At 42.5% G+C, this 21,604-nt stretch carries 17 protein-coding genes; 5 read left to right on the plus strand and 12 right to left on the minus strand.

Annotation, left to right across the window (positions count from 1 at the left end):
- Positions 1–167 precede the first annotated feature (167 nt).
- A complete protein-coding gene (locus MHH56_RS18645; protein WP_339203091.1) occupies positions 168–1,079 on the plus strand; it encodes an NAD-dependent epimerase/dehydratase family protein in 912 nt (303 codons plus the stop codon).
- 60 nt (positions 1,080–1,139) lie between these two features.
- On the opposite strand, the gene MHH56_RS18650 is transcribed toward MHH56_RS18645, so the two are convergent.
- Positions 1,140–1,778, minus strand: a complete 639-nt coding sequence (locus tag MHH56_RS18650) for a class I SAM-dependent methyltransferase (protein ID WP_339203092.1) — start codon at positions 1,776–1,778, stop codon at positions 1,140–1,142.
- Between the two features lie 124 nt (positions 1,779–1,902).
- On the opposite strand from MHH56_RS18650, the gene MHH56_RS18655 reads away from it, so the two are divergent.
- The 3 genes from MHH56_RS18655 to MHH56_RS18665 are packed head-to-tail and all read left to right on the plus strand — an operon-like array spanning position 1,903 to position 3,341.
- Complete coding sequence (locus MHH56_RS18655) at positions 1,903–2,361, plus strand: hypothetical protein (RefSeq protein WP_339203094.1); 459 nt, start codon at positions 1,903–1,905, stop codon at positions 2,359–2,361.
- A gap of 26 nt (positions 2,362–2,387) precedes the next feature.
- Positions 2,388–2,837 carry a hypothetical protein gene (locus MHH56_RS18660; protein WP_076265539.1) on the plus strand — a complete coding sequence of 150 codons (450 nt, stop codon included), beginning with the start codon at positions 2,388–2,390 and terminating at the stop codon, positions 2,835–2,837.
- Between the two features lie 45 nt (positions 2,838–2,882).
- The gene (locus MHH56_RS18665) at positions 2,883–3,341 is read left to right on the plus strand and encodes a hypothetical protein (protein WP_339203096.1); all 459 of its coding nucleotides are present in this window, start codon (positions 2,883–2,885) and stop codon (positions 3,339–3,341) included.
- An 87-nt stretch (positions 3,342–3,428) separates the two neighbouring features.
- On the opposite strand, the gene MHH56_RS18670 is transcribed toward MHH56_RS18665, so the two are convergent.
- From MHH56_RS18670 to MHH56_RS18690, 5 genes are read right to left on the minus strand one after another with little or no spacing between them, the layout of a single operon-like run.
- Entirely contained in the window at positions 3,429–4,664 is a 1,236-nt protein-coding gene (locus MHH56_RS18670) for a sialidase family protein (RefSeq protein ID WP_339203097.1), read from the minus strand.
- 25 nt (positions 4,665–4,689) lie between these two features.
- Positions 4,690–6,048, minus strand: coding sequence for a glycosyltransferase family 4 protein (locus tag MHH56_RS18675; RefSeq protein ID WP_339203098.1), 1,359 nt, complete (start codon positions 6,046–6,048; stop codon positions 4,690–4,692).
- On the minus strand, positions 6,045–7,265 hold the full coding sequence (locus tag MHH56_RS18680) for a glycosyltransferase family 4 protein (RefSeq protein WP_339203099.1): 1,221 nt from the start codon (positions 7,263–7,265) through the stop codon (positions 6,045–6,047). The genes MHH56_RS18675 and MHH56_RS18680 overlap by 4 nt, the downstream gene beginning before the upstream one ends.
- A 34-nt stretch (positions 7,266–7,299) precedes the next feature.
- Positions 7,300–8,262: an NAD-dependent epimerase/dehydratase family protein gene (locus tag MHH56_RS18685; protein ID WP_339203101.1), complete on the minus strand. Its 963-nt coding sequence runs from the start codon at positions 8,260–8,262 to the stop codon at positions 7,300–7,302.
- Between the two features lie 16 nt (positions 8,263–8,278).
- Positions 8,279–9,556 (minus strand): nucleotide sugar dehydrogenase, encoded by a 1,278-nt coding sequence (locus MHH56_RS18690; protein ID WP_339203104.1) that lies wholly within the window; start codon positions 9,554–9,556, stop codon positions 8,279–8,281.
- A gap of 266 nt (positions 9,557–9,822) precedes the next feature.
- On the opposite strand from MHH56_RS18690, the gene MHH56_RS18695 reads away from it, so the two are divergent.
- Positions 9,823–11,250, plus strand: a complete 1,428-nt coding sequence (locus MHH56_RS18695) for a glycosyltransferase family 4 protein (protein WP_339203105.1) — start codon at positions 9,823–9,825, stop codon at positions 11,248–11,250.
- A gap of 351 nt (positions 11,251–11,601) precedes the next feature.
- Here the strand turns inward: MHH56_RS18695 and MHH56_RS18700 are convergent, their stop codons facing one another.
- The 6 genes from MHH56_RS18700 to MHH56_RS18725 form a co-directional block, all read right to left on the minus strand.
- Positions 11,602–11,946 (minus strand): CatA-like O-acetyltransferase, encoded by a 345-nt coding sequence (locus MHH56_RS18700; RefSeq protein ID WP_339209660.1) that lies wholly within the window; start codon positions 11,944–11,946, stop codon positions 11,602–11,604.
- A gap of 780 nt (positions 11,947–12,726) precedes the next feature.
- Positions 12,727–15,351, minus strand: coding sequence for a glycoside hydrolase family 3 C-terminal domain-containing protein (locus MHH56_RS18705; protein ID WP_339203107.1), 2,625 nt, complete (start codon positions 15,349–15,351; stop codon positions 12,727–12,729).
- 503 nt (positions 15,352–15,854) lie between these two features.
- The gene (locus tag MHH56_RS18710) at positions 15,855–16,232 is read right to left on the minus strand and encodes a hypothetical protein (protein WP_339203108.1); all 378 of its coding nucleotides are present in this window, start codon (positions 16,230–16,232) and stop codon (positions 15,855–15,857) included.
- Between the two features lie 246 nt (positions 16,233–16,478).
- The gene (locus tag MHH56_RS18715; protein WP_339203109.1) at positions 16,479–17,780 is read right to left on the minus strand and encodes an ABC transporter substrate-binding protein; all 1,302 of its coding nucleotides are present in this window, start codon (positions 17,778–17,780) and stop codon (positions 16,479–16,481) included.
- 179 nt (positions 17,781–17,959) lie between these two features.
- Positions 17,960–19,750 (minus strand): sensor histidine kinase, encoded by a 1,791-nt coding sequence (locus MHH56_RS18720; RefSeq protein ID WP_339203110.1) that lies wholly within the window; start codon positions 19,748–19,750, stop codon positions 17,960–17,962.
- A complete protein-coding gene (locus tag MHH56_RS18725) occupies positions 19,747–21,315 on the minus strand; it encodes a response regulator (RefSeq protein WP_339203111.1) in 1,569 nt (522 codons plus the stop codon). The genes MHH56_RS18720 and MHH56_RS18725 overlap by 4 nt, the downstream gene beginning before the upstream one ends.
- Positions 21,316–21,604: the final 289 nt, after the last annotated feature.

The raw sequence follows: 21,604 nt of genomic DNA on the forward strand, positions 1-21,604 counted from the left end.
TACGCGGAACTAGTTCAGTTAACTTGCTATGGGCATATATAACCTCTTGACCAAAATTAGATGAAATATTAGCTGTCAAATTGGCTATAACCTAGGGTATGAATACATATTCCAATCCCTTTTTTATGCATATGATGAATCAAAACGTCATAGTGGGGAGTTGTGTTATGAAAGCTTTGGTTACAGGAGGTGCAGGTTTTATTGGTTCCCATCTTACAGATATGCTTATCTATAATGGCGCTGAGGTACACATTATCGACAATCTTACAACTGGATCAATAAAAAATGTAAATCCTGCAGCAACATTGCATATTGAAGATATAAACAGCGATTTATCTTCTCAAATCATTCAAACAGTTAAGCCGGATGTTGTGTTTCATATGGCAGCTCAGGTTGATGTTCAACGGTCGATAGCCGACCCTGCATTCGATGCTAACGTAAATATCGTTGGTACCGTGCGGCTTATTCATGCTTGCAAGCAAGCTAGCGTCGGAAAAATCATATTCTCCTCTACTTCGGCCGTATATGGTGTCTCAAAAAAAGAACGTGCATCGGAGGATGCATTACCTTCTCCGATTTCCTATTATGGTTTATCCAAACATGCAAGCGAGTGCTATATTCGATTGTTTCATGAATTGAACGGCATTAACTACACGATATTACGTTATAGCAACGTATATGGTCCTCGTCAAACTGCAAAAGGTGAAGGTGGCGTTATTGCCATATTTATGAGCAACCTGCATAAAGGGCTTCCGCTTTTTGTGCATGGCAGCGGCAATCAGAATCGCGATTTTATTTTTGTGCAAGATGTTGTAAGAGCAAATATAGCTGCGAGCCGTCAAGGGAATCAAGAAACGATCAACATAAGTACAGCCTTGCCTACTTCGATTAATAACTTAGTGCATAGGTTAAATATGATTCACGGCTCAGCCATAGATGTTGCACATGGCCCAGAGCGGCCAGGTGATATTATGGACAGCTGTCTCGATAATTTGAAAGCTGAACAAATATTGGGTTGGCGGCCGAAAGTTAGCTTAATCGAAGGATTAACACAAACTTATGAGTATTACCGTAAATAATAGGCTAAAGCGGCGATCGTTTCTCGGCATTCAGCCTGAGAGCGATCGCCTATTTTTTATTCATTTCATGGCAACAAGAACCGTTGTAAAACCATCATCACGGCCTATAATAAGCTCATACGTCTCATTATCTTGTGTACATACCTGTTGGATACGAAAGCCACAATCCGTCAACAAGCTGGACAATTCATTAGGTTGATAATGGCGATAGTGATGAGGATTCACACCACCTAGGAAGTACGGATTGTTCAAATGCGGAATAACCTTTTCATTTGGTGCTGAGATAAGAAGAATGCCGTTTACATTAAGAGAATCATAAAGCTTCTGGACGAATGACCGATCATCCTTCATATGCTCGACGGTTTCGAAGCAGGTAATAACATCGAACTTTTGGATAGGAAGTTCTTCTTGAAACAATCCAGATAAGTCGCTTTTCACATAAACGGTTTTGTCGCAGTAGAAATGATCAATCGCCCAATTTAATGCATGATCCGATCGATCCACACCGACAGTCAGTGTGCAAGCAGAGTTTGTAGCCAAGTAATGAGTGCCATACCCTGAGCCGCAAGCCGCATCCAATATATAATCTCCACGACGAATGTAGTTCAATGCAAAATGATATCGATAATGATGATCCATCATGACATCGTGGAAGGACGTCGCGTACATTCGTTCCATCTTCGTAATTTCGTCATCCATTCTCTTTCCTCCAATAACCAAAAAAATCAAACCTTTAAACGGGTACATCTATCCGTGTCCGCAATGTGAATCTATGAATCTACTATAATGTAATATTCAATTGAACAGGAAAGGAGCTGCGTAAATGGCTCAATTGATTGATTTTGCATCACAAGAAGTTTCTATCGGACAAATGTCGCTTCCTCTTAATTTGCCAGCTGGCACAGAAGTTTTGCTGACCTCTATCTTTCTTAATATCGCTAATGCAAATGTGGAAGTGGAACTGTCTGCTACCGTCGGCTGGGAGGCTCAACTATCACTGCTGCCCCTTGTTCCTGAGGTCATCTTCCGTATCCGCCGCGGTGGATTCACACCCGCTAGCACGCTCATCTTTCAGACTACAGATTCCGTTTTTCTCGGAGCTGGCAACTTGATACCAGTACTGACTTCTGACTTGACTACATCCCTTCAGCGTTCCGACTCTCCTGATACCCCAGCAATTGCAGGAACCTATCAACAGTATTTTTTAACCGCGCAACTGAGCGGCACGGGTGGGGCGACAATTATTGGACCCGTTACATTATTAGGATCAATTATCGGGTAATTTACGATTAAAAAGGAGTTGAGAGTATGGCATTTTTAGTTGATTTTGCGTCACAAGAAGTGAAGCAAAACACACAGTCATTACCATTATTGCTGGCTGCCGGTACTGAAACGTTATTAACATCCGTATTTCTTAATGTCACGAGCACAAGCAATAAATTAGTATTACAAGCTACGGTCGGTTGGCAAGCTGAATTACTTTTGCTTCCGATTGTACCCAAACTCACATTCCGCATCCGACGCGGGGGGTCTACGGTGGCATTCCCTGAGGTCTATCAAACAACAGATTCGGAATTTTTAGGAACAGGCGGGTTGATCTCGAACATCATAACAACAACTTTAAATCACGTAGAATCGCCTGATCAAAGCCTTGTCGGTTCGTTTCAACAATACTTTTTGACTGTGCAAAGCAATGGACTCGGAACGATTACGGTTGTTGGTCCGGTTACGTTAATGGGTACAACGATTGGCTTTTAAATATCCCAATTCATGCTTTTTTCAATAGGAAAGGAGGTGAAAGCTATGGCTGTAATCATTAATGACTACCAGTTTCAAGAAGTTCCCGTTGGATCAGGGTCTCTCCCCCTTTCTATTTCTCCCGGTTCGGAAGTGCTGCTGACATCTATCTTTCTTCAAGTTACTAGTGTAAACAACCGGATTGAGTTAAAAGCAACCATCGGCTGGGAGGCGCAATTACTCGTTCTGAATATCGTACCGAAGCTTCTCTTCCGCATTCGACGCGGCGGAACGAGTGCCCCCGCGACGGTAGTCTTCCAAACGACTGATTCCGTATTTTTAGGAACCGCAAGTGAAGGTCCATGGGTACCGCTCGATTTCACGACTTCTTTCCAACACACCGAGACGGCTATTCCTGCTATCGTTGGCACATTCCAGCAATACGCATTAACTGTTGAACATATCGGTCAAAACGTTGCTACGATTACTGGTCCAGTTCATTTGGACGGTACCGTTCTTCTATAACACAATAGTCCGATACCTTTACCGTTTCTATACTAAGCAGTATGGCGAATTGATTTCCGTTAGGCTGGAAATCAATTCGCTCTTTGTTTAGATATCCTCGAAGATGTTCTGTGATCCCGTCCGTGTGTCCATCCAGACAATGAGTGCTGCGCCAGTTGCTTTTACAATTAGGTCGTTATAATCACCAATCGATGGTGTTGGAGTGCCTAATGACGGGTCCGCATTCGGATCGAAGGAGACGCTTGTCACACGAAGATTAGGCGCAAACGACGAACCGGCATTGTTTGATTCAGCTAAAAACACATCGATTAACGAGTTGCTTACACGGTTCGTATAGTACATCACCTTCACCCCGCCATTATCACGCGATACCGTTAAATTGGGCAAAATATTTTGCGATCCTGCCGGGCTATCATCTACTTGAATTGGCGTTGACCATGAAACGCCTTTGTCAGTCGACCGCGAGAGAAATATATGTGCAGAACCTGTACGGTTGTCTTGCCAAGCAGCATAGACGATGCCTTCTCCGTTAAATGGCGAGATATCTACGGCTAAATAAGCAATCGTCAAGACGCGAAAACCAAAGGTTGGTACAGGAAGAGGGGTTGGAACTAACGAGACTGTCGATATGGTAATAATAGGACCATAAGTCACTCCCCCATCATCTGATCTGCGCATAAGAAATTGCGGCGTTCCTGGACCATATTGCATCCATCCGACATAAATTTCGCCTGCGGGACCAATTGCGATACTCGATCCAAAATTCGAAACATCTTGAACTTGATTTGTTAACAGAAAGGGAGTAGACCAGGTTAACCCTTGGTCTAGTGATCGCGAAATCAATGTTTCAGAGCTTTGGAAATTGTTGAAATAACGTGTAAACGCAACATATGCTTGACCAAGATACGGACTGCCATTCGACGTATCTATGCGTATTGACGGCTTGTCGTTATATACCGCGGTGCCAAACCCCTGGTTTACAATGATTGGGGCTGAAAAGGAGGCGCCATTGTTCGTCGAGCGGTACACGATAATGGACGAGTCCCTTACAGGGTTTACATTCAAAGCTGTCGCTGCAACAAGAAACAGATTAGGATAACCGTACGCTGCTACACCATCACCTGATGCCGCAAACCCCGCTGGAGGGGGATTCAGCATCTCGGTGTATGATGCACCGCCATTGACTGACCGGTAGATCGTCGTCATATTATTCCCCGACCGCAGATCATTTGTTGTTACGATGACAGTAGATTGATCCAGTGAATTAAGAGCGATGGAAGGTTCTTGTTGAGGACCTGATGGAGTGATTTGTATATTGGCCATGTGATCTTTCCTTTCAGATAGTTTTTTATTTTCCTTGATATAGAACGGAACCAACAATATGATCATCAACAATTGAAAAGGATTGCGGAATGTACATATTGTACATTTCTCTTAATGAAGAGCTTATCCATGCCCCATGTCTTCCATCATGTTTCGGAGGATGTGTTACTTTTCGTATACGCTGTTTATTCAAGAGCTGTTCATAAAGATGTGTGGTTAGCTGCTCCATGGTCGTTAGTGACCATCGTTTCACGCCCCATTTGTAACCATTAGCTGCAAGCTTATTGCGAAGCTTATGATCATCCAGCAGTGCATTCAAGCAGTGTGACAATTCGTCACTGTCCCCAGCTTTTGCAACCAATCCCGTATGATTGTGTTTCACCATTTCCGGAATACCGCCAGCATTGGAAACAACGAGTGGCTTATGTGCAATCTGCGCTTCCATGACAGTAAACGGATGATTGTCATTTAAGCTTGCGAGCACGACGATATCAGACTGCTTAATCAATGACGGAACGTCATTTCTGCTGCCCGTAAAAATGACGTGACTAGCTAAGCCCAAGCGGTTTGCTTTCGACTCTAACTCTGACCGAAGATTCCCATCACCAACGAGTAGACATATCCAATCATTTCTTATTTGTTTGAGAGTATACAGAGCATCTAGTAAACAGCTGTGCCCTTTTACTTTGTCAAATCGCGCAGGACAGATGATGACATTCGCTGCATCCGGTATCGTAAAGGTAGAGCGTTCATTCATCCGTTGCAAATATAGCTCCACGTTCATCCCATATGGGATAACCTCCATATGCTGAGAAGGCACCATATAACCAACGAGCGTATCATGCAGCCATTTCGTCGGAACAATGGTCAAATCGCTTGAGGTTGCGCCATAATACTCCCGAGCACATGCATACTTCCAAATCGTATCGGACGGCAATTTCCCTTCGAGCGATACCCAGTAGTCAGTTGAGAGGCATCCATGGATTGTACTTATTAATGGTATCTCTTCCGGTTTAATTTGCCATAGTGCTCGGGATGAAATGACATCCTGAGTATGAATCAAATCATATTTTCCAAGTCCAAAATAAGATGCTGCAAGGGCATAAGAGCAGAACTCAATTTCCTGTTCTACAATCCATGGATCAATTAGCGACTGGTATGGAGCGTAGATCGCTCGTATTTCGCCTTCGACGAGCCGTTTAAATCTCTCTTTCTCTACCCGCTCACCAGTATTAGCCATATAATAGCTATTTTCATCCGGATGCCTAGCGAACACATCCACCTCATGACCTAGTCGTTCCAAGCTTGCTTTTAAATCTTGAATATAGACCCAAACCCCTCCAACATGGGGGATCAGCCAGTACGTTGCAAGTAAAATTTTCAATTTACTTCACCTCGTTTGACTTGAAGCGCCTTTTCGTACAGCTGTAAAGTTCGATCGCACATCGTATCCAACGACCATTTTTTGAGTCCATAAGATCTGGCTTTATTGGCCAGACGTTTTCGAAGAGAGTCATCATTGAATAGTTTATGAATTTGGCTGCATAACAAATCTGCTCGACCGGCCGGCACTAATAAACCGTTCTCTCCATGAGTAATCATTTCTGGAATACCTCCTACTGCTGAAGCAATGATCGGTTTCCCCATTGCTTGCGATTCCATGACCACGAACGGAAAATTATCATGAATGCTTGGCACTACAACGTAATCCGCTTCCTTCAATAGAGCTGCCATATCGTTCCGATGTCCAAGAAACTTGACATGGCCCTCCAGATTATACTGGTTCATCACTTGTTCAAGACTATCCCGCAGCGGTCCGTCTCCGATCAACCAACATATCCAATCCGAACGGTTCTTTAACAGCAATGAAAGTGCATGGAATAAAACATCATGGCCTTTCACCTGATCTAGACGCGCGGGACAGACCAACAGCTTCACCCCTTCTGGTTTAGTCGTTATTATTCCATTAGTAGATTTATGGAGGAAAGATAACGTATCGAATCCATATGGAATAACATCCATTTGTATATCATTCATGAGCCCAGTTGATTCATATTGTTGTTTAAGCCATTTGGAAGGGTAAATATTCCAATCACCAACCATGCTTCCATAATGATCGAGCGCATTTCCCCATTGTTCAGATAGGGTATCATTAGAAATATAACCTTGAAGCCTCCATTCGGCTTCTAGTTTCCCGTGAAGGGTTACAATAAGAGGTGTAGTTCGCGGCTTAACTTCAGATACTCCAATCGCAGAGATCACATCTTGCGCATGAATCAGGTCATATTCCTTTAAGGAAAATTCGGATAATGCTTGACGGAAAGCGATTCGTTCCCCGTCCATTGCTGCCAACCAAGAATTATAATTCAATGATTTCTCATTGAACCGAAGACCCATATACTGCATGATCGGAGTTAATACAGCTTGCTTATCAATCGACTTACCTTTATCGACAACGTGGTAATTCTGCCCAGTTTCGTTATGAGAGAGGATATCGACCTCATGCCCCCTATCTTCAAGTCCTTTCCTGAGTGCCAATACATAAGTGGATACTCCACCTGTATATGGAACACACCAATATGAAACAAGTGCAATTTTCATCCGTCACCCCTCTTTCAGCCAAAAGGAACAAAAATCATATATGATTTCGATACCAGTCTATTGTTCTCATAAGTCCTTCTTCCAACTTCACGGAAGGCCTATAGCCAAGCAAAGTTTGTGATCTTGTTAAGTCCGGCTCTCGTGCCGGTATATCCTCATAACCCGCGCCATAAGCTTCATCATACGTTTTGGACACGATAGAAGATTTCGAATTGCTAAGAGAAACAATCAAGTTTGCAAGTTCCCTAATCGAGATAGAGCGGTTCGTACCGATATTGAATGCAAGTCCGTTAGCTTCCGGCTTGAGTGCTGCTAAAGTACCAGAGATCGTATCATCTACATAAGTGAAACAACGTTTTTGACACCCATCTCCATAAACCTCAAGTAGCTCTCCCTTCAAGGCTGCCTTAATGAATTGTGCTACAACACCGCCATATTGCGAATTTGTTTGCCTAGGTCCGTATGCGTTGAAATACCGAAGCACGTTAACTGGCAGTCCCTTTTTGGCATAAGCAAAGCACATATGCTCATCCAGCGATTTCGCCGTTGCATAGCACCAACGATGAACAGATGGAGCACCATAGATACGTCCGGACATTTCGTGAAAAGGCAGCTCCTCATTTTTTCCATATATTTCGGATGTTGAAGCAAAAATGACTTTGACATGACGCGGATATGCTAATTCAAGTACATTGCGTGTACCGTCAATGTTGCCTTCTATAACTTTAATGGGATCATCTACCGTATTTTTAACGCCTAGAACAGCCGCTAAGTGGTAAACAACATCAGCTTTGGCAATCAATTTCTTCATCACCACTCGATCCATTACTGAGCCTTGGATAAGTGTGTGACGTTTATGGTTTTGGAGATGAGATAAAAATTCCGGCCGCCCATTCGAGAAATCATCTATTGTCCAAACGGTGTGGCCTTCCTCCAGCAAACGCTCAACTAAATGTGAGCCGATAAAACCTGCGCCACCAGTTACTACTATTTTCATTGAAATCCCCCCTCTTTTAAAGTAAGATGACGTTTTTACGGTCTGCGACTTTGCTTGTAGCATTGCGTGTATCTATGACAACAGGTGTGTGTTTCACAAATAGCTCGTAAGGAATATTCGAATGATCAGTTAAAATTAACGTACAATCAATATTTCTCATATTTCGTGCCGTAAGCGGGACTGCATGAAGCACAGTTTCGCCAATTTTCAGTTCATTTACATACGGGTCAAAATAATCTACCTTAACTCCGGATTCTAGCAGTTGCTCTATAATGTGCAGCGCGATGGACTCTCGCAGATCATTTACATCTTTCTTATACGTAACCCCGATGACAAGTACATTGCATTCCTTTAGCTCTTTAGGACGCAAAGTCTTTGCAACCCGTTCTACTATTAAACTAGGCATATCCTCATTTACCTGACGGCAAAGCTCAATAAAAGGCAGATCAATATGGTGTTCCCTCGACTTCCACAACAAATATAATGGGTCAACCGGTATACAATGTCCGCCAACGCCAGGACCTGGATAATATTTCGTAAAACCATATGGCTTTGTACCTGCTGCCTCGATCACTTCCCATAGGCTTATATCCAGCTCCTCGCATATCTTCAACAGACTGTTCATAAAGGAGATATTCAAATAACGCTGACTGTTCTCGAGCAGCTTCGTCATTTCGGCAACTCGCGGTGAAGACACGACGACCATGCGTTTAAACACTGCTTCATATACTTCCTTGGCATACGATGTGCATGATGGCGTTACGCCTCCGATAACTTTGGGGATATGCTCCAATTCCCATTTCGAACCGGGATCAATTCGTTCTGGTGAATATGCGAGCGAAATTTCTCTGCCTACTAGGAGACCAGTGGACTCCAAAATCGGCTTAAGCAGCTCCTCACAAGTTCCCGGGTACGTAGAACTTTCCAATACAATGAGTTGACCTCTTCGCAAATGTGGAAGCAAATTTTGTGCAGCTCCAATCACATATTTCAAATCAGGTTGATCATGATCATCTAGCGGCGTAGGCACACAAATGATTATGACATCGACTTTCTCGATGACATTGAAGGTAGTCCCAACATGAAAACTATTTTTACTGAAAAGATTTCGAATCTCGTTTTTCTTATAGTCAGACAAATAGGATTGACGCTTGTTTAACATATTGATTTTTCGTTCATCAGTATCAATGCCATAAACCGTATTTCCTTTCTCAAGAAACAACTCAGCCAATGGCAATCCAACGTACCCTAGCCCAATAATACCAATTTTATAATTAGTAGCATGCTCTTTCACTCTTTCAACTCCTTTGACTAATCTTCTAGCATCATACGAAAATTAATCAAAATCGCATTAGATAAAAGTCTATATTTTACAGAAATAGTAGAATGTCACGAAATTTATAAGGTTTTGAGGATATTGAATTATACCGACTAGATGCAATTGTTGATTGACAATCGCCTGTAATGATACGAGAGAAAAATAGGTGGATGTACGTTAACATTATTGTAATAGACTCATATGATAGTGGAATGACAGACAAATTGACCGGAGGGGAACAAATGCGAATACTAATCGCCTGCAGCTGGTCTCTACCTCATGCAGGTGGCGTAAATACGTATGTCAATCAGTTGTCAAAAGGATTACAGCTCGCAGGGCATCATGTAGATATATTCTCCCCGACGCCGGATGGACAGGGATTCCATGTCCCAGGAAAAAGCTTATTCATTGATAAAAGCAAACTAACATCTCTTATTGCCGATCAGACTAGTCTCTATATGAATCACTATTTGCCCGGAACTGATCCATGGATAACTAGCACCGAAATTGAGCGGTATTGTATTGAAGCAGCTGCCTTGTACTTCGACTTATCCGATTATGACATTATCCATGCACAGGACATTGTTAGCGCACATGCGTTGTCACGTGTTAAATCTCCTAAAACTCCTTTAGTAACGACAATTCATGGCTGTCTCACCAAAGAGTGGCTTGTTAAGTTGAAAGAATTGGGGTTACTGGAACAAGACACAAATACCCCGCTTTGGCACTATTCGGCCATACGTGAAAATTTGGGTGCAACCGTCAGTGATGTAACAATCTCGCCCTCGCAGTGGTTAAAAGATGTTTTAGTAAATGAATTTTCTGTTCCAGAACATAGTATTACAGTCAGCCATTATGGTTTTGACATTGACGAGTTTCTTCAAAACATGAATCGAGAATCAAATGTTACAAGACCTGCTGAGAAGAAAGTATTTATGTGCCCTGCACGCTTTGATGTTGTAAAAGGTCAAATTCATCTCATCTATGCACTAGCCAAACTAAAAGAAGAACGTACGGATTGGATTTGTTGGTTCGTAGGAGATGGTTTTCTTCGTGAAGAAATAACGCAAACTGCCAATAATCTCGGTCTTACTGATCACGTTATCTTTATGGGAAACCGCGAGGATGTTCCTGAATTGCTTCGACAAGCTGATTTTGTCGTCCTGCCCAGCATGCAGGATAACCAGCCATTTGCCATTATCGAAGCACAAATTGCAGGCAAGCCAGTCATCTCTTCAGACGCTGGTGGTATTCCAGAAATGGTAACCCACTCATCGACTGGACTTGTATTTCATGCTGGAGATAGAGATCAGCTGTTTCATTGCTTAAGATCAGCCTTAGATGAAGATGATTCAACATCACTGATTGAGCTGGCAAATCATGCAAAGAGATGGGGAGAGGAACATTGGTCATTGCATGCGATGACTGAACGTGTCATCGATTTGTATAATCTCGCGAAAAGCAAGCATCCAGAAATCGATAACGAAATTAGTTTGCAACCTATACAACCTACACAAATTATACAACCTATACAACCTATACAACCTGTTCAACGGAAGAAAAAGAAAGGAAGAAGTAAATGGCGCATCTTACGAAGAAGAAGATATCTAATCGCATTAAAAATAAGAAAACGAAAAAACAGAAAAAGAAGACTCGCAAAAAGAAGATAATTAAACGAATGCTTAAAAAAGCAAGTCGAAGATCAATACTTTTTAACCTGAGAAGACCAGAATTGCTAACTGCTCATAATTTACAGCAGATGATCGATTCCAAATTCTCATCAGCCCATGATATTGAACAAAAAAACATCTGGAATCGTATTCTTCAATTAATGCCTATTGGATACACAATTCCCGATATGAGCATTGTGCAACCGCTTATGAATAAGCGTATAAATTAAGATTCTATATATAAGTAATTTCTTATTAGAATTAAGAATAGTTGCTGATAGATCGTATGAGCAGGCTGCCCTTTAGCTTAATAGAAACAAGGAGCAGCTACCGTAGTAGCTGCTCCTTGCTCTATTTAACCCGTGTAGTTTGGTAACCATGCAGCTCATTATACAGCACCCCGGCATGGTAACCGTCGCAAACGGCATGGTGGAATTGTCCTGATAATGGCAACAGTATTTTTTCGTCATGCTGAAAATATTTCCCCATTGTAAAGATGGGTAATAAATAGGTTCCCTCATTATAGATGTTCAGGTTAAAGCCAGTGAAGCTAACCCAAGGAATGCTGGAAATGGGGAAAGTGCCCGGTGGGTTGTTTGTTTTAGCGGCAAATTGTTTAACATTTCCGTACTTTTTTATGTCATCAAGATAACGACTGTAGAGATAGCCACAGGATGACACCACCTTTTGCTGAATACATTTAATTGTTAACCTTATGTTTTTATTTTGGTTAACAATAGAATGTAGCTAGTTTAGTAGACATAATTTTTCCTGTAAAGATCATCACTCCAGAAATTTTTAGAATCCAATTCAAACGTTTATACCGGATAAATACGATGCAAAAGTAAATTAGCTTTGTTCGAACGGTGGATTAAGAGTAAAAAAACTAGGATAGAAACCTACTAAGACAATAAAAAAACCACTTTAGAAAGTGGTTTGAGATCATGTTTAATTTTGTTTTACTAATTGATTTTCTGACCAACACGGCCGGCACTGAGCACTCTATAATTATCGAGCAAGCAGAGTCAACACATCATAATTGTCCATTAGTTCCTAATTCTATCCAGAATGTTGTTAACCTCATCCATCCCGTGACAATAGCGCAAGGTTCCGTTTTCTTCCGCTTTATAACATGATCACTCCGCTTTTAATCATTACGCTCATCGAAAAAGTCTAGTCCGGATTCCCTGAGCTAACTTCTACTTCATGATCGCCGGCAATCGCTTTAACCTCATGAGCAGTCACGGTGCGTTATGTAAATTATTGGGGGTCATTATAAAAAAGTCAAAAGGTTTTTCTGATTTCGAAGCAATTTTTAATGAAAATCATGTTATTCCTATAAAATGGGGAGAAATGCAGAGGTAAATGGAACCAAAAAAAGGGATACAGTTCCCTTGCTGCGTATAAAAAGAACACGCGGCAAATGAACTACCTCCCTAATTTCGAATCATACCAGCAGTGATAACTCATACATATTTATTTCCGAACGAAAAACTCTCCTGTTAGCGGAACGTCGCCCGAGTTTGGTCCGACCATTACCTCAAATTTACCCGGTTCCACAACCCAATCATGGCTTCTAGTAAGTGTACGGAGTTGTCTGTATCCCAGTGTAAGCGTGATGCGCTTTGTTTCGCCTATTTCAAGATGAATTCGCTTAAACCCTGCAAGCTCCTTGACTGGTCTGACCGTACTGCTGAATTCATCCCTAATATAAAGCTGAGCAACTTCCTCACCTGCGACATTTCCCGTATTAGTTACGTTAAACGATACATCTACTGTTCCATCCGGAGCAATTTCCCTTGTTGAAATGTCAAGATCCGAATACGCAAATGTTGTGTAACTCAGACCAAACCCGAATGGGTACAGTGGGAGCCAGTCCATTTCAACATATTTATGTCCATAGAATGGTGTGCGGTTATAGTATACAGGTAGCTGACCAACCGATCTTGGGAAAGACATCGGAATACGACCAGCAGGATTGACATCTCCGAAAATAACCTCTGCAATAGCATTTCCGCCCTGCTCGCCAACAAACCATGCCTCTATAATCGCGTGCAGATGCTCTGCCTCCCATGTGATCGACATCGGACGTCCGTTTTGGAGGACAAGAACAACAGGCGTTCCTGTTTCATAAATTCTCTTGACGAGTTCAAGTTGTCTGCCCGGAAGATTAAGGTCCGCTCTGTCCAGGTTCTCTCCACTAGTCTGATCGTTGTCACCCACCGCTACAATAACAACATCCGCCTCTTGTGCTGCTTTAACCGCAGCGTCCATATAATCGTTGCCGAGGCTGTAACCGAGGATTACCCTTACCCCACGTGAATCATTGAGATACTCAACCTTAACATCGTACTCTTCGCCTTCGACAAATTTGAACGCAACCATCTGATTGGAGTCAAGGTCGCCCCAACCGTCAACAAGCAGCGTGCCGTCGATCCACAAACGCATGCTGTCCATGCTGCTGAGTCCAATGTAACCATCCACTGTATCGCACGGTTTAATTTTGCCTGTCCAACGAACGGTGAAGTTATCTGCGTTTACACCGTCAGCAGGTTTTGTGTAAATCCAGTTGAAGTTTATCTGTTTGTCATTTCGCACACAAACAGGATTTCCCTCAAAAGAAAGAGAATTGTAGTACTCACCTACAAGTCCGTCGTTGCCATCATTGTCCTTGAGCCATTTGCCCGGTATAGTCATTAAGTCGGACTCCAGAATTTCGCAGCCCTTGGCGTAGATAACTTCGGTCTTTTCCGAAACGATGTTTTGGATGCCTTTCAAAAGCGTAACCGCATGCTCAGGCACAACTGGGCTGCTGTAATCTCCGTAACGGGGAATATCCGCGCTTGGTCCAATCACTGCAATCTTGCCAATGTCTCTTTTGAGAGGAAGCGTATTTTTGCTGTTTTTCAACAGGCAGATCGACTTTCTTGCAACTTCGAGAGCCGTCTGTACGTGCTCCTCACTGTGCACAACTTTCGAAGAAAGTTCGATATCTGTATATGGATTTTCAAAGATTCCAACTGTAAATTTAACTGTAAGTACACGTCCAGCAGCTGTGTCTACTACTTTCTCGTCCACCTCACCTGATTTTACAAGGTCAATAATGCTGTCCTGGTATATATCATGCGGAAAGTCGTAAAGCTGCATGTCAACACCGGCTTCAAGACCCATTTTGATAGCTTCCCGATTGTTTTCAGCAACAAAGTGCATGGTATGCAGCATGGAGACAGCCGTCATATCCGCTCGTACGAAGCCCTTCATGCCCCACTTATCGCGAAGTACACCAGTAAGCAGCGAATGGTCGCTAGCTACAGGAGTGCCGTCAATAGAGTTATAGGAACACATTGTGTTCATTGCACCCGCTTGAAAAGCAGCCTCAAATACAGGCAGACAGTAAAATGCATTATCATGATGCCCCATCATGGCCGGAGCACAATTGTGTCCTCCCCTAGGAGCACCGTATCCTGTAAAGTGTTTGGGTTCCGACACTACGGCATCGGGTCTTGTAAGGTCATCCGTTTGAAGCCCTCTTACCATGTTCTCCGCGAACATAGACCCTAGATAAGGATCCTCTCCGTATCCTTCTTCCACTCGTCCCCATCGGATTTCCCTAGCTAGATCGAGAACAGGTGCCCAAACCTCATGTATACCAAAGCTGCGCGCTTCGGAAGCGATGACTCTCGCTTGTTTATATCCGAGTTCTGGCTCAAATGTTGATGCGAGTGCGACCTGCTGAGGGAGCACTGTACAGCCTTTCCACCCAAAACCGTGAAGTCCCTCTTCACTAAAGAGTACCGGAATCCCCCATCTTGAATTTTGGATGATATACTCCTGAATTTTATTAGCAGTCTCCGCTTTGGAATTTCGGTTTTGGATGCATCCGATTCCAATTCCAGCAGATACCTTTTCCATTTTTTCGTAGTTAAGCAAATCTGCATTTAAGCCTTCTACTGAATCGGAAATTTCATTTCCAGAATAAATATCAAGCTGTCTTACCTTTTCTTCAAGTGACATTCTCGATATAAGGTCAGCAACTCTTTCTTCAATAGGCAAGCTTGCATTCATATAAGGGTAATGTTGTAAGTCTTTTCTTGTGCTCATTGTTTTCTCCTTTTAGCTCTCTGAGTGCTTGATTCTTTCATTTGTTGGCTAAAGTATCTGTCAAACTTCAAGTGAACAAGATCACAAGCCTGAATGGCCATATTGCCCAGCCTGGAATAAGATCATAGCTGTATACCGAATTTCATAATTAAGGTTTTTTTCGTTGTCCTGAAGTTGAAACAACTTCTCCAGACTCTAAACTATCAGTCTATTAGTAAAAGCATATTCTTAGATGATAAACTCCCAAACCATATTAGTATTTGAACTAACAAGACTTAATTTTGCACTATGTGGACATGAATGGATAATCGGAGATACGGAAGCAATAGTGAATCATTAGAGTTTCGGAAATCGGCGTACTCAGAAAAAACAACCGTTCCCCTATTATGTATAGGAAAACGGTCGCCGCTTATTTTACTACTTCTTCCCCTGTCGTCACTCGGACGCTAACTAGAGGTTTCGGAGCGCCTTCGAACTTGCAACTAAAAGATCGAGGTTGTCCACTAGGCGCCAGCTTGTCTGGCAGCTTCCCACTTGCGTACGGATGTAAATACCGACTCGATGTTGCCGTTTCGCCTAAGCACCTGCATATCGGCAACTAAAGCAAAACCAGCGTTAAAACCTGCCGCTTTCGATAATACCCACTCTATTTCATCAGGTGACGTTGCTTCGAACTGATCGGAAGCCGAACGAACAAGAAACCATCCAAGCATTGACGGAATGAAGTTACGAGCAAAAAACCGTTGGTTGGTGCGCCGCCATTCAAGCTGCCCTTCACGTGTTGCTGCACCCCAAGGCTCACCCCAATTGAACCGTGTGAATACATGCCACAAATAGTTCGGAACGACAATGCTAGCATCATTTATGATCTCTGATGACAATAGTCGGATCGTATATGCGAATCAAAGTGCAAAGTTGATGGCCTTCGACTTCAAGGAAATTATGAAATTGGCTGCTATGCAACAGGACTTGACGGGTACGGGGTGAATCGTTTTGTGAAAATGTGTTATGACGGCTGGGGAGAAGAAGTTATAAATTGATCATAGAAAAACTGCCCCCTAATTGTTAGATGGTGTCTAACAATTGGGGGGCAGTGGAGAGAAACTATGATATACAGTTGTGTGTATTTAGCGAATTTGAGTACCGACTTGCATCTGCGCATCTTTCAGAACAGTATCCACATCTTTCCCGCCAAAATAAGCTTGCAGTGCAACAACAATAATATCCTCTATGGCGTAAGTGTTCATGCCGTAGTTGACGGTGGGGATCTTAGCGGTCCATGTTGCAAAATCAGATACGATTTTTTGGCCTTGAAAATATTCGTCTTCCGCAGAGTAAGCTTCTCCACTTGCCGCAGCCTTCAGGGTACCGATGACTCCAATCTTAGTATTTAGAGACTGATAGAGTTCAGCATCGGAGGCAAACGTCTTTTCGAGAAACTCGGCAGCAGCTTCTTTTCCCTCCACATTCATTACATACCAAGAGCTGCCGCCAAGGCTTGATGCATGGACGGAGCCTTTTGCTACTGCAAGCTTAGGAAGCGGAGCTACTGCCCATTTTTGTGACTGAGAAGCTTCTGCTTTAATTGAAGGAGTAATCCAGTTACCGGTAGGTACGCTGGCGACTTCACCATGATTGAATGCACCAACAAATTGGCTCCAATCCGATATCACCTTCACAATGCCGGAATCCAGCATTTCTTTATACAATTCAATCGCCTCTTTTAAAGCGGCGTTGTCTGCAATGAACGGAGTCTTGCCATCCTCAGCCGTATACCATTGCCCAGCAGATTGCATCATCATGCGAATAAGTCCAAGATCGTTAGGGTCAAGGGTGAGCATACTTTTGCCGGTCTTCTCTTTTACAGCTTTGCCGATCTCGATATACTGCTTCCAGTCGATTTCTTCCATGTCAGCTAAGCTATAGCCCGCTTGCTCCAAATAATCTGTCCGTACATACATTCCGGTGACACCTGAATCAAACGGTACGCCGTATTGCTTACCATCAACACTGGTCGGATCAATCTTATAATCAGCGAAATTTTCGACTTTTACAGCGTCTGTCAATTCATAAAACGAATCCGGATACGCTTGCAAAAAGCTCTGTGCTCGATAATCCTCGATCAATACGATGTTAGGTAAACCTTTCGTTGAACCTGAATTCAACACGGTGTTCAGCTTTTGAACGATATCAGCCTGCGCGTTTTCCACGATGTTGATCAAGACATCCGAATGAACTTGTGAATATGCTTCTTTTGCTACACCCATGGCGGCAATGTTAAACGCCGGGTCCCACGCCCAAACAGTAATCTCTTTCGGATTGGATGTGCCTCCATCGCCCGAGCTTGTTAGACTGCCTTTCGTTCCACCAGACGAACATGCCATCAAGAGAATAACGCTAGTAAGCAGAACGAAAACTAATTTTTTCAATTAATAATCCCCCTTGTAAAATAAAAAAAGATGAAAACGTTTTCCAATAACGCATCCATCTTAACACTTTGTGTACATATTCTTTTGTATTATCTTTGTTAGCTTTTGTGCTATTATTGGATCGTTTATTTACTTTTCATGACGTCTCTAGCACATTCTTTAGTTGTTTTGCACATTCTTTATTTATTAATTAATGGAATGTTAATTTTGATTTTAGTACCTTCTCCCCGTTTGCTTGTTATGTTAATCCCATAATTCTCCCCATACATTAATTTAATTCTGTCGTCTACATTACGTATGCCGATGCCGGAGAAAAATTGGCGTTTCCTCTTCGGCGTACGTATCTTCTCCACTTTCAGCTGCTTTTGCTCTATATCCATACCGTCTCCGTTATCCACAACCTCGCATACTAGTTGGTCCTCCTGCACGGCTATCATGATCAAAATACTTCCTTGTTCTTTAATGTTGAATCCGTGAAAGAAAGCATTTTCGATAAAAGGCTGGAGAATGAGCTTCGGTATGTGGTAATCCAAGCTGTCCGGCTCCACAAAATAATTCACGCGTATCTTCTCACTGTACCGCACATGATTGATATAGACATAATGCTTCATTGTCTCCAGTTCCTGACAAACAGGAATAGTGGACTCTACATCACTAACTGTATTTTGCAGTAGAGAGATAAGTGCATTAATTGTACCTGCTGCTTTTTCCTTATTACCCTGCAGCACCAAAAACTTTATTGATGCCAGCGTATTGTATAGAAAGTGCGGATTGATTTGCATTTGTAGTGCGGCCAGCTCTGCGTTACGCACTTGCTTTTGGGTTTCCAACAGTCGATCTACATAATCATGCAGTGCATCAAGCATATAATTAAAAGCGTTGCCCAGCTCTTTAACTTCATAACTGCTAGTAGCGATATCGATATGATTATCGAATCCACTCGTTGGAATATGTGACATTTGTTTAACGAGTACACGCAGGGACTTCGTCATTTTTCGGGTAATTAAAAATACGATAATAAGGGAAATCGCCACGATGACCATAATGGTCAACGTCACCGCTTCTGCATTCACCATCTGTCCGGTCACGGCTTTCTTGTCAATTAGATTTACCAGATAAAAATCAAACTCCGGCAAATATTCAGAAAACACAATTCGTTCATTACCCATGACGTAGGCGGATCCTTCATCTTCTTCTCCGAGCTGCTGAGCTGCTACTTCTGTATATAACGGCTTGTCCATCAGCCCAATCCGCTCGCTCCGATTGCTGGACACAATCAATCCGTTTTTATTTATCAACAACACGTCATTGCCTTCACTCGTAAAGTTAGCATAAAAAGATCTGAAATTGCGATCACGAATTGCGACATACAAGGTGCCGTAAAAACTACTTGTCTGTTGATCAAATAAAGCTTTGGAAGCCACAAGCACTTGCTCTTTCGCTATGCCTTTGTTATCACCAGCTGGATAGAGCTGGTACAAGATTTGCGCAGATTGGTCATTTGTTGCTTTCGTAACGGTGTGATTTTTCATTTCCTCGGCGAAAGTGGACCAATAATAAGCATCTGTTGAATAACTCCGACCATTCACGCCTATGATCATAATCCCAACGTCATAAGCGCTAAAGTTGGACCGAATCGCCTTCATGCCTTCTGTCATATGGTATGTTTCGGTGGCAAGTGATACTGCATCCGTCTCTTCGCCAGATAAATAGTTTCGGATAGAGGCATTTTGAGCTATCATCGCTGCTCCAGTAGCTACCGTGTAGTTGTAAGACTCAAGGTTGGTCTTCATCTGGTTCAGTAACTTGCTGTTAGTAATGCTGAACGTTTGAAAAAATAATTTCTCCGACATGCTGATCGTTATAGCTAGGGTTATTAGCGATACGGTAACGATGCTAATGAGCGTGACGAGAAACAACTTGAGGAACAAGCCCTGCTTTTTCAGCTTTAATGCAGCCTTTCTTATCATGACTCCTTTATCTCCTCCGAGAATTGTTTCCGATACTGGCTTGGCGATATGCCGGTATGCTTTTTAAACACCTTTGTAAAATAACTCTGGTCCGAATAGCCTACATTTGCACTGATTTCGGATATCGATTCTCCTGTCGTCAAGAGAAGCTCCATCGCTTTTTCCAACCGGACTTTGTTCAGGTATTCACTGAAACCTTCCTCATTATGAGTAGCAAAAAAGCTTGAAAGATACGAAGCATTGAAATGAAACTGCCTCGCCACTCCGGTCAGCGTGATCGGATCAGCGTAATGCTCATGAATATATTCAAGTAGATTAGATATATTTGGATTAAATAATGAGTTCGCCTTGAGAATCACATGTTCTGCCTCATGTATGAATGCTTCAGCAATAGCAATTGCTTCTTTGGCATACCTTGCTTCATCAATTTTTCGGAAGTAGTCGTATTTAGCGTCTTCTCCCCCAGGGGTTTCATACTTCATTTTCCCAAGTGTTGTCGTCACGTTAAATATGAAGTTACCCAAAAACGATTTGAATTCAAAAATTTCGGTGCGATAGTCCTTCGACCACAGATGCACAAATTCCAGAAAGCTCGTAAACGCCTTCTGGAATTGCTTGCGTCGCAACTGTTCCGATAATTCGCCCATGTCATATTCTTGATACGCATCCGAGAGTCCCGGTAAATGATCATTTTCAATCAGGCTTCGTGTCGGCAGGTAAAAACTATATCTTGTAAGCTTCAAGTAATTGTTCCGATAAATCTCACCAAGGCGGTTAAAATCTTCGAAGCTTTGACTAAGTACGAATTGGGTACCGCTCTTAATCTCTGTCATTTCTGGGACGAGGCACCTGAGCTCCATGACCATTTCGACCCATTGCTCTGGATTCACATTGATTAAGAAAAGAATAGAATCGTTGTCAAACTTCAGCTGCATATAGGCTGCTTTGTCCTTGCTGAGCTTACGCAGCCCTCTATCTATTTGGCTTGCGAAAGTCACCTTATCATCAGAATCTTTAATATGGTGCATGTCCGTACCGAAAAATGCAAAACGCCTGTATGGAAACTTCGAATGCACCAACCCAGGATCTTGCGAAGCCTCGTAACCGCTCATTAGCTTCTCGATTATTCGTGTAAGCTGTTTTTCCTCCATATCAATTCCTTGATCACCCATCTGCGTCCCAACCATTTTGGCTGTTGTTTTATTTAAGATCGATAACAGGTATTCGGCTTCCAACTTCGGCTTTAGGATATAATCCGCCACTCCGCTCTGAAAGGTGGAGCGAACGTAGCCGTATTCACTGAAGCTGCTTAGGACGATCACCTCAATTTGAGGGTACTTCTCCTTCACCCGCTTAACAAATTCCTCACCGTCCATAACTGGCATTACGATGTCTGTTAGAATGACATGAGGGTTGACCTCATCAACCAAATCCAAAGCTTCAAGACCATTCGAAGCCTCAGCGACGATTCGGTATCCCTCTTGTTCCCAATCTAGAAGGTGCTTGACTCCTTGCCTAACAAGCATCTCGTCATCAACAATCATAATCTTATATATTGGTTTCATTTCTGCCCCCTTGCAGCTTTTCAACCTATAATTATTACACTACGACATGATTTCAATCTAAAAAACCCTGAAAATTACCAGGGTATACAGAACATATTTTTAAATATATCTTAAGAAAATTAGACGACTCCTAGAGAAGACCATACGGTATCGATTCATTTTTGGTCTTTCAATCAAATACACTCCTCTACTCTTGGTAATTGTTATAAGTGTAGAGGAATTTCACAAATTCATCCATGTATGCATGTATTCAGATCATGTATAATTGTACACTTCAATCGTGATATTT

It is taken from the genome of Paenibacillus sp. FSL K6-3182, from assembly GCF_037976325.1.
Taxonomy (GTDB): domain Bacteria; phylum Bacillota; class Bacilli; order Paenibacillales; family Paenibacillaceae; genus Pristimantibacillus.

Coding starts and splice junctions, on each gene's coding strand:
- MHH56_RS18695 (WP_339203105.1), top strand. CDS start 9,823: ATGCGAATACTAATCGCCTGCAGCTGGTCTCTACCTCATGCAGGTGGC.
- MHH56_RS18645 (WP_339203091.1), top strand. CDS start 168: ATGAAAGCTTTGGTTACAGGAGGTGCAGGTTTTATTGGTTCCCATCTT.
- MHH56_RS18670 (WP_339203097.1), bottom strand. CDS start 4,664: ATGGCCAATATACAAATCACTCCATCAGGTCCTCAACAAGAACCTTCC.
- MHH56_RS18685 (WP_339203101.1), bottom strand. CDS start 8,262: ATGAAAATAGTAGTAACTGGTGGCGCAGGTTTTATCGGCTCACATTTA.
- MHH56_RS18655 (WP_339203094.1), top strand. CDS start 1,903: ATGGCTCAATTGATTGATTTTGCATCACAAGAAGTTTCTATCGGACAA.
- MHH56_RS18650 (WP_339203092.1), bottom strand. CDS start 1,778: ATGGATGACGAAATTACGAAGATGGAACGAATGTACGCGACGTCCTTC.
- MHH56_RS18725 (WP_339203111.1), bottom strand. CDS start 21,315: ATGAAACCAATATATAAGATTATGATTGTTGATGACGAGATGCTTGTT.
- MHH56_RS18720 (WP_339203110.1), bottom strand. CDS start 19,750: ATGATAAGAAAGGCTGCATTAAAGCTGAAAAAGCAGGGCTTGTTCCTC.
- MHH56_RS18665 (WP_339203096.1), top strand. CDS start 2,883: ATGGCTGTAATCATTAATGACTACCAGTTTCAAGAAGTTCCCGTTGGA.
- MHH56_RS18660 (WP_076265539.1), top strand. CDS start 2,388: ATGGCATTTTTAGTTGATTTTGCGTCACAAGAAGTGAAGCAAAACACA.
- MHH56_RS18680 (WP_339203099.1), bottom strand. CDS start 7,265: ATGAAAATTGCACTTGTTTCATATTGGTGTGTTCCATATACAGGTGGA.
- MHH56_RS18705 (WP_339203107.1), bottom strand. CDS start 15,351: ATGAGCACAAGAAAAGACTTACAACATTACCCTTATATGAATGCAAGC.